Raw genomic sequence first — 13,591 nt, 5'->3', positions numbered from 1 at the left:
TACAGCACCGACAATGCAATGGCGGCGGTCCTCATCACGAGGGACCGCCGCCATTGCTCGGTTCAGCTCACCCCGGCACGCACATCCGGTGCCCCGAGCCGTGCTGCGTCCGCAGTATCGTCATCAGGCTGCTCCTGCGAATCCCGTTCTGCCAGAACACGAAGCCGATAATGCTCGATCTCCTCGGCAACGTGCTGCTCGTCCCATCCCAGGATGGGCGCCACCAGCCGGGCCACCTCGTCGGCGGCCGCTTCACCACGATCGGGAACCTCGATGGAGATGCGGGTGCGCCGGGTGAGGATGTCCTCGAGATGCTGCGCGCCTTCATGACTCGCGGCATAGACGACCTCGGCCTTCAGGTACTCCGGTGCGCTTTCGAGAGGCTTACCGAGTTCCGGATCGGCATCGATGAGATCCAACAACTCACCCATCAGAGTGCCGTACCGACCGAGCAGATGCTCGACGCGAGAGACGCGCATACCGGTGCGTTCGGCCGTGAGCGCCCGGGCATTGAACGCGCCGAGGTAGCCGTCGGCACCAACCAGCGGGATGTTCTCGGTGACGCACTTCGGCACCGTGCGCTCGAGTCCGTGTACCGCGGAATCGACTGCATCCTTGGCCATCACGCGGTAGGTGGTGTACTTGCCACCCGCGATGACCGTCAATCCGCGGACCGGACTGGACACCGCATGCTCCCGGGAAAGGGTGCTGGTGGAATCGGATTCGCCGTAGAGCAACGGTCGAAGCCCGGCGTACACGCCGACCACATCGGTCCGATCCAGCGGATCGGCCAGCAACTTGTTCACATGTCCGAGGATGTAGTCGATGTCGCTCTGGCTTGCCGCCGGGTGAGCCAGATCGAGCTTCCAGTCGGTATCGGTGGTGCCGATGATCCAGTGACTGCCCCACGGGATGACGAACAGCAGACTCTTCTCGGTACGCGTGATGATGCCGGTGGCACTGTTGATGCGATTGCGCGGCACCACCAGGTGCACACCCTTGGAGGCGCGAACCTGGAACTGCCCACGGCCACCGACCATCTGCTGCACCTCGTCGGTCCAGACACCGGCAGCATTGATGACCTGCTTGGCCCGGACCTCGAAGGAGCGGCCCGTTTCGAGATCGCTGGCCACGACTCCGACAACCTTGTCGTCCTCCCGAAGGAAGCCGGTGACGCGAGTGCTGTTGGCGCACAATGCCCCGTAGGCAGCCGCGGTACGAGCGATCATCATCGTGTGCCGGGCGTCGTCGACCTGGCCCTCGTAGAACTTCACCGCACCACGAATCGCCGACCTCTTACCCGAGGGGAACGACTCGAGCGTCTTCTTCTTGCCGAGGTGCTTGTGGTGACTCGGGACACCGCGTCCGGCACCCATGACGTCGTACACGCCGATTCCGAGCCCGACGTACGGACGATCGATCACCTTCTCCAGCGGATAGATGAACGGCACCGGACGAGCGAGGTGCGGGCACAGCGTGTTCAGTACCAGCGACCGTTCCTTCAATGCCTCGAACACCAACGCGAAGTTGAACTGTTCGAGATAGCGCAGACCGCCGTGGAAGAGCTTGCTGGAGCGGCTGGACGTGCCGGCCGCATAGTCCCGCGCTTCGAGCAGGCCTACCTTCAGTCCGCGGGTCACTGCGTCCAACGCCGTTCCCGCGCCGACGACGCCGCCGCCGATCACCAGGATGTCCAGCTCTTCGGCTTCCATTCGTGCGATCGCATCGGCGCGCGCGGTGGGACTCAAAGCCGTTGTGGTGGAACTCATTCTTCATCAACCCAATCGAGAGTACGTGTTACTGCTTTCTTCCAACCGGCGTACAGCTTGGCCCGTTGGTCTTCGTCCATGGACGGGGTCCACGTCTTGTCCTCGGCCCAGTTCTGGCGGATGTCGTCCTCGCTCTCCCAATAGCCTACGGCGAGACCGGCGGCGTATGCCGCTCCGAGAGCAGTGGTTTCGGCCACCACGGGGCGCACCACGTCGACGTTGAGGATGTCGGACTGGAACTGCATCAGCAGTTCGTTCACGACCATTCCGCCGTCGACCTTGAGCACCTCGAGATCGACACCGGAGTCCGCATTCATGGCCTCGATCACTTCACGCGTCTGGTACGCGGTGGCTTCGAGCACGGCACGGGCCAGATGACCCTTGTTGACGAACCGCGTCAATCCCACGATGGCACCGCGGGCATCCGCGCGCCAGTGCGGGGCGAAGAGCCCGGAGAATGCGGGCACGAAGTACGCGCCGCCGTTGTCGTCCACCGAACGTGCGTCGGTTTCGATGTCCGCGGCCGAAGAGATCATCCCGAGGTTGTCGCGGAGCCACTGCACGAGCGAGCCCGTCACGGCGATGGAGCCTTCGAGCGCATAGATCGTCGGCTGGTCGCCGATCTTGTAGCAGACCGTGGTCAGCAATCCGTTCTTGCTCATGACCTTTTCGGTGCCGGTGTTGAGCAGCACGAAATTGCCTGTGCCGTATGTATTCTTGGCTTCACCGGGGGACAGGCAGGCCTGCCCGAAGGTGGCCGCCTGCTGATCGCCGAGGATGCCGGAGATCGGCACTCCGTGGAACGGTCCCCGCTCGCGGCCGGTGCCGTACACCTCGGAGCTGGATCGAATTTCGGGCAGCATCGACATCGGAATGCCCATGTCGGCGCAGATCCCCTCGTCCCACTGCAGGGTGTCGAGGTCCATCAGCAGGGTGCGTGAGGCGTTGGTCGGATCGGTGTAGTGCAATCCGCCGTCGGTACCGCCGGTCATGTTCCACAGGACCCAGGTGTCCATGTTGCCGAAACACAGTTCTCCCGCTTCGGCTTTCGCGCGTGCCCCGTCGACGTTGTCGAGGATCCACTTGATCTTCGGGCCGGAGAAGTAGGTGGCCAGGGGCAGACCGGTCTTGGCGGTGTACTTGTTGGCGTCGCCGCCGCCCAGCGCGGTGGCGATGCGATCGGTGCGGGTGTCCTGCCAGACGATGGCGTTGTAGATCGGCTTGCCCGTCTCGCGCTCCCACACGAGCGCCGTCTCACGCTGATTGGTGATACCGACTGCGGCGATGTCCTCGCGCGTCAGGTCGGCTGCGGCCATGGCACCGGCCGCGACGGCGCGAACGTTGTCCCAGATCTCCGACGCGTCGTGCTCGACCCAGCCGGCCTGAGGAAATATCTGCTTGTGTTCCTTCTGATCGACGGCGACGACGGTGCCCGCGTGGTCGAAGATCATGCACCGTGACGACGTGGTTCCCTGATCGATCGCGGCGACGTACTTTCCTTCGAACTCGCTCATGACTTTTCTCCTGTGGTCTGGGTGTCGGCTGGGAGTCGTGATGGCGGTTCGGGTGCCGAACCTTCTTGCTTGCGTAGGTTCTTTCCGATCAGCAGGTCGTACAGGAACACTCCAATCGGTCCGCCTACGAGAGGTCCGACGATCGGGACCCAGAAGTACAGGCCGCCGTATTGATCACGCCATGCTCCACCGTATCCGGTGATGTACGACGCCAGGCGAGGTCCGAAATCTCGGGCCGGATTGATCGCATATCCGGCGTTGGTGGCCCAGGCGAAGCCGATGGCAACGACGATGAGGCCGACGATCAGCGGAGCCATGTTGGCCATCGGTGCGGTACCGAGAGAATCGGTGACGGCAACAATGAGGAACAGCAGAATCGCGGTACCGATGATCTGGTCGATCAGGGCCGAGGACACGCTGACCGGCAGGGTTCCGTTACCGGGCAGCGTCGAGAAGATCCCCTGGGTGAGAGTGGTGTGCCCCGGGTCGACGGCGTTGAGCATGTCGTTGTAGTTCCAGCGCACCAGCAGTGCGGCCACGAAGGCACCTGCGGTCTGCGCGAGAATGTACGGCGCAACCATCTTCCAGCTGAATCCGCGGAAGAGTGCGAACGTGATCGTGACCGCGGGGTTGAGGTGCGCGCCGGTGATACGGCCGGCAACGTAGATACCGAACATCACACCCAGGCCCCATGCCCAGGCAATCGAGTCGTGGTCACCGAGACTTCCCGATTCACCCCCCGAGACGACCTGCGCGACGACGCCGACGCCGAACAGAATGAGAATCATGGTTCCGGCGAACTCGGCAGCCATGTGCGCCGGCAGTCCCCATTCCGGTTCCTTACGAGCCATTGTGTAGCCTCCGCGAAGTTGGTGATGCACGCCACATTGCGTGCTGTTTGCCACGGTAGACGTCCTGCACTGCGTTGCACAGCTGATGCACATACGTGCAATTCGGTCGTACACTGGTGCCGGTGACCGAACCCGACATCACTCCCGAATCCGACCTGCGGACCGGCCACGCCACCCAGGCCGCGCGGCTTTACTACTTCCAGGACATGACGATGGCGGCGATCGGCCGTGAGCTGGGCGTATCTCGTTCGACAGTCTCACGACTCATCACGTTCGCGCGGGCATCAGGACTGGTGGAAATCAAGATCTCCACCCCACTCGGTCAGGCACCACGAATCGAGCGGGCATTCGCCGATCTGTACGACATTCGTGCACATGTCGTCCCCGTGTCGGAAACCGTCGACGAATTGCAACGCCTCGATCGGGTCGCCACCTTCGCAGGCCGACTGCTGACATCGTTCTTCGAGTCCGACATGGTGATGGGCGTCGCCTGGGGAACCACCGTCAGCGCCGTCAGCCGCAAGCTCGCACCCAAACGAACCCACAACTCCACCGTCGTGCAGCTCAACGGCGCAGCGAACACCCGCACCACCGGAGTCTCCTACGCCACCGACATCGTCCGAACCTTCGCCGACGCATACGGCGCTGTGGCGCAGGGATTTCCGGTGCCTGCATTCTTCGACTACCCCGAAACCCGGCAACACCTGTGGCGCGAACGCAGCATCAAGCGAGTACTCGAACTGCAGGATCGGATGAACCTCGCCGTGTTCAGCATCGGCGTCATGAGCGGTGCCGTTCCGAGTCACGTCTACAGCGCCGGCTACCTCGAGCGCGAGGATCGAGCCGAGCTCCAGCGCGACGGCGTCGTCGGAGACATTGCCACCGTGTTCCTGCGCTCCGACGGCAGTCACGACCGAATTGCGTTGAACGACAGATCGAGTGGACCGAGTCTGGATCGCCTCAAGGTGGTTCCGCGCCGAGTCTGCATCGTCGCCGGAGCGTCCAAACTCGATGCCCTCACCGCCGCGCTGCGCGGCGGATTGATCACCGACCTCGTCATCGACGACATCAGCGCGGCCCAGTTGATCCTGCGCTCGCGCGGCTGACCCACGTGAGCGGAACCTCGACCCCTGCTACGAAGTTTCGTGCACGTGCGCCTTGCGCTCATCCGATTCTCGTGTCACTCTTTTCTTCATGACAACCGGAAAGGCGGACACCGCCTCCCTCACGTGAGCGCCGTGCCGATGCCGTCGACATTTCCCCGTCGCGGCACATTCAGTGACAATCCCGATGAATACGCCGAGAGCATTCGTGCGGTCTGCGCGCAGCGCGATCGATGGCTCGGCTACGGCCTGAAATCCGGCCCCTCCGATAGAACCACCGCGGAATCCGCAGTGGCACAGCTGTATCGAAAATCTGGGCACCCCGATCCACAGTTCGTGTGGGTCCCCTCTCCGGCAGCCGCAGCAGAGTTGATCACCGCCAGGACATTGGCGAACAACGCAGACGTGGGAGCCCGAATCGCATCCATTCTGTCCGATTCCCGGCACCGGATGGACCAGCGAATCGATCGACGACAGATCGAATGGCCGCAGCAGTACTTCTATTCCGACCGCAATGCACAGCGCGATCTGGTAGCGCGCATCGACGTCTCACGCCGCTCGCCGACGGACGCTGCCCGCGCCGGCATCAGTCCCGATCCGATCATTCGCCGAACCGTGCGAAAATCATTGCACACCAGCCTCTTCGACGGTGTTGCCACTGCCGTCCGATCCCTCGCGCCGCACCCCTTCGGCACCGTCAGCTGGTACGGGCAGCAGGAAGCCCATCGCGTCGCCTACTACGACATCTATCGCTCCTTCGGCCTCATGACGTTCGGGCACGAGGACAACGAACTTCTCGACATTCAATCGGCCCTCGTCGAATCGACGGGATGGTGGTGGGCGTTCGACGACATCGCGGTGATGTCCGAACGGCCGACGGTTCTGCACACCGAACCGATTCCCGATCCGGTGCACGGTGAAGTGCGACTGCACAATTCGTCCTCGCCCGCGGTCGAGTTCGGCGACGGCAGCGGTGTCCACGTCCTGAACGGGACCGTGGTTCCCAAGTGGGTGATCCACGATCCGACGGTCGAGCGCATCACCGTCGAACGCAACGTCGAGATCCGACGAAGCGCCATAGAACGAATCGGCTGGGATGCCTACCTGGACCGAGCCGGTTTGCGACTGGTCGACACCGACGACGATCCGGGCAATCCCGGTTGCACCCTGCAACTGTTCGCCACACCCGCGGGCTGGGGAGGTGAGGGCCGAATACTGCTTGCCGTCAACGGCTCTCGCGAGCGAGACGGCGAGCGCCGACGCTACGGGCTTCGCGTTCCCGGCGCGTTCTCGTCCGCGGTCGACGCCGCGGGCTGGACCTACGGTCTGGCGGGTGCCGATTACGGCCGACTGCTCCGCAGAACCTGACCCCACACCGCAACACCACACCCCGACAACACACCCCGACAACACACCCAAGGTGAAGCACATGAACTCGAACATCACACTGTCCGCACTGACCGACCTGACCGGCTTGGACGTATTCGACTATCTCGACAAGGAGATCTCCGTGCCCGTCATCGACGGTCTGCAAGCCCAGGGCGATCTGATCGTCGTACCGTACGTACTGCTCGACGGCATAGTCGTCCCCACCGAACAGACGCGTCGCGAGACCGTGCCGCTGACGGGAATCGAACTACTGCGCAGCGCAGCAGGCGGCAACCCGCACAGCCTGGTGGCCGACGGTGGCTTCTGCTCGTGGGCCAGTCCCGTGCACGACGTCCGAGGTCTGGCCCTGGGCATCCTGACCAACTCGCAGACGGCATACCTCATTCATCCCGAACACGGAGCCACCGGAATCGCGCCGGGGACTTACGTCATCGGCCGGCAGCGCGAAGGCGGGCAGGGTGGTTGGTTCCACGCACCCCGGCTGATCGCCGACTGACAATCGTGGTCCCTGTCACATTTCTACCGAAGTGCTAGGTCCATCTCACAAACCAATCTTCGGTAGTAAGTGTGACGTTGTGTACCACTAAGGTTCGCGACATGGCTGTTGTTGTCGTTGCGACTTACCCATGACCGGCTCCCCCTCGCCGGTCCAGAACCGACTCCTCGGAATCGCTCTCGTCGTGCTCATCGTCGTGTTCGTCGGGTGGAGCGTCACCTCGTACAACAAGACGTTCAAGGACGTGGTGACGGTCTCCCTCGAAACCGACAGCGTCGGCAACGCACTTCCCCGCAACGCAGATGTCAAAGTACGCGGCCTGATCGTCGGCGAAGTGCGATCTGCGACGACGGCAGGTGGCGTCGTCACCTCGGAATTGGCCATCGAACCGGACATGGCCGAGATGATTCCGTCGAACGCCACCGCGCGACTGCTGCCGAAGACACTGTTCGGCGAGCGCTACGTCGCGTTGGAGTTGCCGGACGGCAGGCCGGGGTCGCCCATCACCGAGGGCACGGTGTTGAAGCAGGACCGCAGCGGCAACGCCATCGAGGTAGGGCAGGTGCTCGACGGCCTGTTGCCGCTGCTCCAGGCCGTGCCGCCGGAGGACCTGTCGAACACCCTCGGCGCGCTCGCACAGGGCCTGAGCGGTCGCGGCGAAGAGCTCGGCCTCACGATCGACAGACTCGAGAACATCTTTGCCGGGCTCAACACCGAATTGCCCGCAATCCAGGAGGACCTGCGCGGGCTCGCCGACTTCTCGCAGACCTACGCCGATGCGGCCCCCGAGTTGATCAACGCACTGGACAACCTGCGGACCACCGGAAATACCGTCGTCGAGAAGCGCCCGGCCCTCGAGACGCTCTACGCGTCTTTGACATCCGCCTCCAACACCACCGCCGACTTCCTCGATGCCAACTCCGCGGACATCATCGGGCTGGCCGCGAATTCCCGCGAAGCACTCGAGGTGCTCGCCGAGTTCTCCCCGGCTCTCGACTGCACCGTCGCCCAATTCGCGGAGGGGGCCAGGCGCGGCAGGATCGTCACCGGTGTCGGCGACGAGTACCCCGGCATCAACGTCTCGATGCCGTTCGTCAATCCGAAGGGTCGGTACCTACCGAACCAGGACGAGCCGCGATTGTTCGAGCAGAATCGCGGACCGACCTGTTACTCCTCGCTCGACCGCTCGGCCGGAGAGTACTTCCCGCAGTACCCGGGCAGTTCCCCCAACGACGGCTCGTACCAGGTGCCGTCGAGAAACCCCGGTGAACAGGACATTCCGTCGCTTCCGGTTCCGCAGCTCTCCCCCGTGCCCGCCTCGTACGCGAACTCGGTCACCGAGCAGCAGACCTTGGCCGTCGTCTACGGCGGGGCCACGGGAATCGAGCCCGACGCAGTGCCGTCCTGGACCACGACGGTCGGCGCTCCCGCACTCAGAGGAACGCAGGTCACGTTCCAATAGGACCTACTGATTGAATGGTCCGCATGCCCCGTCGACGAGCGCGGCGGGTAACGATTCAGGAGTGCAGATGCCAGCCGATACGAACACCGCCGGATTTTCCATCCAGTCCAGCAACGACGGGCGCGCGGCCGTCATCGCGGTCGCCGGTGAACTCGACGTCACCACGGCCCCCTCACTGTCGAGCGCGATCGACGCACAGATTTCCACCACGCCTGCTGCATTGATCGTCGATCTGAGCAAGGTCTCGTTCTTGGCCTCGGCTGCCATGACCGTGCTGGCAACGACCCAGAAGGACCACGGGGACACCGTTGCCTTCTCGGTCGTCGCCGATGGGCCGACCACCAGCCGCCCGATCAAACTGATGGGTCTCGATCAGGAATTCGCGCTGCACGCAGATCTGGCGTCAGCCCTCGCCGCTCTCGACTGACGACACTCCCAGCGCCATCACTGCTGCGTCGTCGGCCAACCCGTCGCCGAAGCTGTTCAGCAGGACCCGCAGATTCTCGACGATTGCCGCCGGTGCCGCCGGGGCGTTGGCGGTCGCGAACTCGAGCAGCGCGCCCTCGTCGTCGTATCGACCTGTGCCCACCCGGGCCTCGGTGAGGCCGTCGGTGTAGAGCATCAGTGTGTCGCCTGCGCTCAATGTGACGGTGGCAGGCACGAACCGCGCGTGACGCAGAATTCCGACGAGTTGCCCACCCGTCATGTGGACGTAGTGCGCGCTGCCGTCGGCCCGCATCACCAGCGGAGGCGGATGACCGCCGCTGGCCATCGACACCTCGAATCCTCCGGCCGAGCGGCTGAGCACCCCGAACACCGCAGTGCAGAACTGCGCGTTGTTCTCGCGGAACTCCTGCCGCAGAACCGAATCCAGATTGTGCAGAACAGCGACCGGGTCGTGGTCGTACACCGCGGCTGCGCGCAGGGTGTACCGCGTCAACGACGTCACGGCTGCGGCCGACGCACCCTTGCCGCACACGTCGCCGAGGAAGAATCCCCAGCGGTCGTCCGACAGCGGGAACAGATCGTAGAAATCTCCACCCACCTCGTCGCTCGATGCCGCGTGATAGTGCGCGGCAGCGGTCATTCCCGACGGCGGCAGCAGGGCAGGCGGCAGCAGCGACCGCTGCAGTGTCTTCGCCAGCAGCTCCGCTCGCGTTCGGGACTCGAGCAACTCGCGTTCGTAGGTGCGACGGTCCCTGGCGTCGAGCGCGGTGATGCGAATCAGTACCGGCGTGCCCGTCTCGTCGGTCTTGACGTTCGCGGTCATGAACACGGGCAGCCGTCGGCGATCGGACGTCACGAAGTCGATGGCAATGCCGTCGAGCTGGCCGTACATCCGCAGAATCGGGCCGAAATGGGTCTCGTAGTGGATCCGGCCACCGGCGGTGAGAAGTTGGGTGAAGTCGGTACCGATCAGGGCGTCGACGTCGAAGCCGAGCCAGTTCGCCAGCGTCGAGTTCAGTCTCACGATTCGCATGTCCGGAAGAACCGAGAGATAACCGCATGGCGCGTTCTCGTACAGGTCCTCGATGTCGAGGTCGTTGATCACGACGATCTCACGAAGGTCGCAATCGCCTCGGCGGTCTGCTCGGGTTCGGTGACGTGCGGGCAGTGCCCGCTGGCGTCGAGGGTCTTCAGGGTGCTGCCGGCGATGTGTTCGTGAACGTATCTGCCGACCTGAGGCGGTGCCAGCGAATCCCGCGCACAGTCGACGATCATCGTGGGCAGGGCAACCCCGGCCAGATCAGCGCGATTGTCGGACAGGAAGGTGGTGCGGGCGAACACCCGTGCGCACTCGGGATCGGTTCGGCAGAAGCTCGCTGTCCACATGTTCTCGAGATCGGGGCGATCCGGCGCATTCACCACGATCGGTGCCATCGATGCGGACCAGCCCAGGTAATTGCTGTCCAACGACTCGAGCAGCTCGTCGATGTCCTCACGGCTGAACCCACCGCGGTAGTCACCGTCGTCGATGTACCGAGGGGACGGTGTCAGGAGAAAGAGCTTGTCGAACCGCTCGGGGGCCGCCTGGACCGCGAGAACACCCATCATCGACGCCACCGAGTGACCCACGAACGTCACATCGTGAAGATCGAGTTCCCGGACAATATCGACGATGTCGTCGACGTAGGCCTCCAGCGGCGCGTACTTGTCGGCATCCCACGCAGAGGGGTCCGACGCGCCGGACCCGACGTGATCGAAGAGCACGACCCTGAAAACCGGAGCCAGGATATCGGTCACCGAACGCCACAGCGTCTGGTCGCACCCGAACCCGTGAGCCAGCATCACCACGGGCCCGTCGACTGCCCCGACGACCCTCACGTTGTTCCTGATACGCGCACTCACCCGGACAGTGTGTCATCTGCCTCCGACGCCGGGGAGTGAGACTGCTCCGACGGGGTATGGCCTCATGTCTACAGAAACGAGAATTACATGCGAGTGCTGGTCACCGGCGCAACCGGATACATAGGGTCTCGGCTGATCCCGGTCCTCCTCGAACAGGGTCACGACGTGCACGCCGCCATGCGCGATCCGAGCAAGAAGTCACGCTTCGCCTGGGGCGCTCACGTCACCGCGGTGCACTTCGACCTCGACGATCACGAGACCTTCGACACTGCGACCGAGAATGTGGACGCCGTCGTCTACCTGGTGCATTCGATGGACGAAGGCGACTTCGTCGAGAAGGATCGACACGCCGCGCAGTCGATGGCCGCCGCCGCGGAGCGCAACGGCCTGCGCCGGATCGTCTACCTCTCCGGCCTCATCCCCGACGACGGAACCCCGCTGTCCGATCATCTGCGCTCTCGCCTGCAGGTCGAGGAGACGTTCCTCGACAGCTCCGTCGACGCCACCGTGCTGCGGGCGGCGATCATCCTCGGCTCGGGATCGACCTCGTTCGAGCTGGTGCGACGGATGACCGAGCGTCTGCCGCTCACGCCCATCCCGACGTGGATGCGCAGGCAGGTGCAGCCCATCGCCGTCGTCGATGTGGTCGCCATCATCGCTCGTGCTCTCGGCGACACCGCGCGTCCGGGTTCGTTCGACATCGGCGGCACCGAGACGATGAGCTATCCGGAACTGTTGCAGGCATACGGCAGCGTTGCTGGCCTGCGCCGCGCCCAGATTCCGGTTCCGCTGTTGCCGACCGGATTGGTGGGCCGCGCCGTCGCAACCATCACCGGCATGCCTCCGGGCACGGTGATCTCGTTGGTGGACAGCCTCACTCACGACATGGTGGTGCGTCGAGGCAACGCCGCGACGGAGGTGTTCACCGAGCCCGATACGACGCTGATGAGCGTCCGAGAGGCCCTGCAGCGTTCCATCACCGTGGTGGCCGAGGAGGGCACCGACGCCCACGCCGATCCCCAGGCTGCCGCCGACACCGATCCCGAATGGGCCGGCGGAGTCGTCGACATCGTCGACGGCCATGTGCGGCAACGGCCGTCGGGAATTCTGGGCAAGGTTCAACTGGGAGCGACCCGCTAGTCGAGAGTGTCGTAGCGATCCACCCAGGGCGCTGCACGTTCGATCTGGCCGGCCAGTTGGACGAGCAGCGCCTCGCCGCCGAGCGGCGCGGTGAAGTGCGCGCCCATCGGTAGGCCTTCGGGGGTCCAGTGGACGGGCAGAGAGAGCGCGGGACGGCCGGTGACGTTGGCCAACTGGGTGTACGGAATCCACGAGATGTTGTCGTCGATCATCTGATCGACGATGCCGGTGTGCCGAAGCAAGCCGGCAGTTCTACTGCGCAACAATAAGTCAGACGCCATTTGCAGCGGCTTCGCGAGGTCGAACGCGCCGATCTTCGGCGGTAGCTCGGCCAGGGTGGGCGTCAGCAGCAGATCGTACGTCTCGAAGTACGTCGCCAGCGCCCGAACGTGTACGTGGCGGCCTTCCACCGCGTCGAGATAGTCGATGCCACTGGCAGCTCTGCCCAGAGCCGCCATGATTCGGGTGTCACGCTCGAACGCGTCGTCGCTGCAACCGGTTCTGCGTTTGACCTCGTCCATCTCCCACGCCAGGTAGGTGAACCAGGCCAACAGGAATTCGCGATTGAGGCTCTTGTCGTCGTACGGCGGGGCATCGAGAAGTTCGACGGTGTGGCCGAGGTCGGTCAGCGTCTTCGCCGCCGATTCCATCGCTGCGACGGCCTGCGGGTGGGGCGACGGATTGACCGATGTCACGGCATACATGCCGATGCGCAACGGCTTCGGATCCTTGTCCACTCGAAACAGGAACGTTCCGTCCGGACGCGCGGGCAAGTAGCCGGACGACGCCTCGCCGCCCGCCAGCACGTCGAGCATCGCTGCGGTATCGCGTACCGATCGCGACACGACGCCCTGCACCGCTGCCCCGTGCATCGGCTCACCGAAGGTCGGTCCCGACGGCACCAGTCCGCGTCCCGGCTTGAGCCCGACCAGTCCGCAGCACGCCGCCGGAATCCGAATGGATCCACCGCCGTCGTTCGCCCCGGCCACGGGAACGATGCCGGACGCGACCGCTGCGGCCGACCCACCCGACGAGCCACCGGGAGTCCTGCTGCGATCCCACGGGTTTCGAGTCGCACCGTGCACAGCAGGTTCGGTGATTCCCTTCGCCCCGAATTCCGGGGTGTTGGTCTTGCCGAAAATCACCAGGCCGGCATCGAGCCAGCGCTGCACCACAGTGGAATGTTCCGGCATCGGCAGATCCGTCAACGAACGCGATCCACTCGATGTGGGCAGGCCTGCGTAGTCCTGCGAGAGATCCTTGATCAGGAACGGCACTCCGGCGAACGGCCCCTGCAGCGGTCGCGTCAACTGGTCGTCGGCCTGCTCCGACATCACCCGCACCACCGCATTGAGCCGCGGATCGATCGACTTGACCTGCCCCAGTGCACAGTCGAGCAATTCGCGCGGTGTCACCTCACCGTCGGCAACCAATCCCGCCAGGCCAAGACCGTCGTACTTCCGATACTCGTCGATGCGCATGGTGCCACCCTAGTGCGACGCCCGTCACAGCCGAAGC

Annotated in this window: 12 protein-coding genes; 6 read left to right on the top strand and 6 right to left on the bottom strand. The window is 64.2% G+C overall.

From position 1 onward, the window contains the following. Positions 1-62: 62 nt before the first annotated feature. From AYK61_RS18690 to AYK61_RS18680, 3 genes are read right to left on the bottom strand one after another with little or no spacing between them, the layout of a single operon-like run. The gene (locus tag AYK61_RS18690) at positions 63-1,769 is read right to left on the bottom strand and encodes a glycerol-3-phosphate dehydrogenase/oxidase (protein WP_121871922.1); all 1,707 of its coding nucleotides are present in this window, start codon (positions 1,767-1,769) and stop codon (positions 63-65) included. Further along, entirely contained in the window at positions 1,766-3,283 is a 1,518-nt protein-coding gene (gene glpK / locus AYK61_RS18685) for a glycerol kinase GlpK (protein ID WP_121871921.1), read from the bottom strand. The genes AYK61_RS18690 and glpK overlap by 4 nt, the downstream gene beginning before the upstream one ends. Next, a complete protein-coding gene (locus AYK61_RS18680) occupies positions 3,280-4,134 on the bottom strand; it encodes an MIP/aquaporin family protein (RefSeq protein ID WP_057477005.1) in 855 nt (284 codons plus the stop codon). Before AYK61_RS18680 ends, glpK begins: the two co-directional genes overlap by 4 nt. Before the next feature lie 122 nt (positions 4,135-4,256). Between AYK61_RS18680 and AYK61_RS18675 the strand changes: the two genes are divergently transcribed. The 5 genes from AYK61_RS18675 to AYK61_RS18655 all read left to right on the top strand — a co-directional run bounded on the left by AYK61_RS18675 (position 4,257) and on the right by AYK61_RS18655 (position 9,011). Further along, positions 4,257-5,240 (top strand): sugar-binding transcriptional regulator, encoded by a 984-nt coding sequence (locus AYK61_RS18675; RefSeq protein WP_121872890.1) that lies wholly within the window; start codon positions 4,257-4,259, stop codon positions 5,238-5,240. Positions 5,241-5,363: 123 nt separating this feature from the next. Continuing rightward, complete coding sequence (locus tag AYK61_RS18670) at positions 5,364-6,605, top strand: DUF6745 domain-containing protein (RefSeq protein ID WP_394855334.1); 1,242 nt, start codon at positions 5,364-5,366, stop codon at positions 6,603-6,605. Between the two features lie 61 nt (positions 6,606-6,666). After that, entirely contained in the window at positions 6,667-7,122 is a 456-nt protein-coding gene (locus AYK61_RS18665; protein WP_121872888.1) for a hypothetical protein, read from the top strand. 130 nt (positions 7,123-7,252) lie between these two features. After that, positions 7,253-8,584: an MCE family protein gene (locus AYK61_RS18660; protein WP_121871920.1), complete on the top strand. Its 1,332-nt coding sequence runs from the start codon at positions 7,253-7,255 to the stop codon at positions 8,582-8,584. Between the two features lie 67 nt (positions 8,585-8,651). Then, positions 8,652-9,011, top strand: a complete 360-nt coding sequence (locus AYK61_RS18655) for an STAS domain-containing protein (protein WP_121872887.1) — start codon at positions 8,652-8,654, stop codon at positions 9,009-9,011. On the opposite strand, the gene AYK61_RS18650 is transcribed toward AYK61_RS18655, so the two are convergent. Further along, positions 8,988-10,133, bottom strand: a complete 1,146-nt coding sequence (locus tag AYK61_RS18650) for a PP2C family protein-serine/threonine phosphatase (protein ID WP_397485494.1) — start codon at positions 10,131-10,133, stop codon at positions 8,988-8,990. The genes AYK61_RS18655 and AYK61_RS18650 overlap by 24 nt on opposite strands. Beyond that, positions 10,133-10,933 (bottom strand): alpha/beta fold hydrolase, encoded by an 801-nt coding sequence (locus tag AYK61_RS18645; RefSeq protein WP_121871919.1) that lies wholly within the window; start codon positions 10,931-10,933, stop codon positions 10,133-10,135. Before AYK61_RS18645 ends, AYK61_RS18650 begins: the two co-directional genes overlap by 1 nt. Positions 10,934-11,020: 87 nt before the next feature. On the opposite strand from AYK61_RS18645, the gene AYK61_RS18640 reads away from it, so the two are divergent. Then, complete coding sequence (locus AYK61_RS18640; protein WP_121871918.1) at positions 11,021-12,073, top strand: NAD(P)H-binding protein; 1,053 nt, start codon at positions 11,021-11,023, stop codon at positions 12,071-12,073. Here the strand turns inward: AYK61_RS18640 and AYK61_RS18635 are convergent. Then, positions 12,070-13,554, bottom strand: a complete 1,485-nt coding sequence (locus AYK61_RS18635; protein WP_121871917.1) for an amidase — start codon at positions 13,552-13,554, stop codon at positions 12,070-12,072. The genes AYK61_RS18640 and AYK61_RS18635 overlap by 4 nt on opposite strands. Positions 13,555-13,591: the final 37 nt, after the last annotated feature.

This window comes from Rhodococcus sp. SBT000017 (assembly GCF_003688915.1).
GTDB lineage: Bacteria > Actinomycetota > Actinomycetes > Mycobacteriales > Mycobacteriaceae > Rhodococcoides.
This window is presented reverse-complemented; position numbering and strand designations above follow the sequence as displayed.

Coding starts and splice junctions, on each gene's coding strand:
- AYK61_RS18640 (WP_121871918.1), top strand. CDS start 11,021: ATGCGAGTGCTGGTCACCGGCGCAACCGGATACATAGGGTCTCGGCTG.
- AYK61_RS18660 (WP_121871920.1), top strand. CDS start 7,253: ATGACCGGCTCCCCCTCGCCGGTCCAGAACCGACTCCTCGGAATCGCT.
- AYK61_RS18680 (WP_057477005.1), bottom strand. CDS start 4,134: ATGGCTCGTAAGGAACCGGAATGGGGACTGCCGGCGCACATGGCTGCC.
- glpK (WP_121871921.1), bottom strand. CDS start 3,283: ATGAGCGAGTTCGAAGGAAAGTACGTCGCCGCGATCGATCAGGGAACC.
- AYK61_RS18635 (WP_121871917.1), bottom strand. CDS start 13,554: ATGCGCATCGACGAGTATCGGAAGTACGACGGTCTTGGCCTGGCGGGA.
- AYK61_RS18655 (WP_121872887.1), top strand. CDS start 8,652: ATGCCAGCCGATACGAACACCGCCGGATTTTCCATCCAGTCCAGCAAC.
- AYK61_RS18690 (WP_121871922.1), bottom strand. CDS start 1,769: ATGAGTTCCACCACAACGGCTTTGAGTCCCACCGCGCGCGCCGATGCG.
- AYK61_RS18665 (WP_121872888.1), top strand. CDS start 6,667: ATGAACTCGAACATCACACTGTCCGCACTGACCGACCTGACCGGCTTG.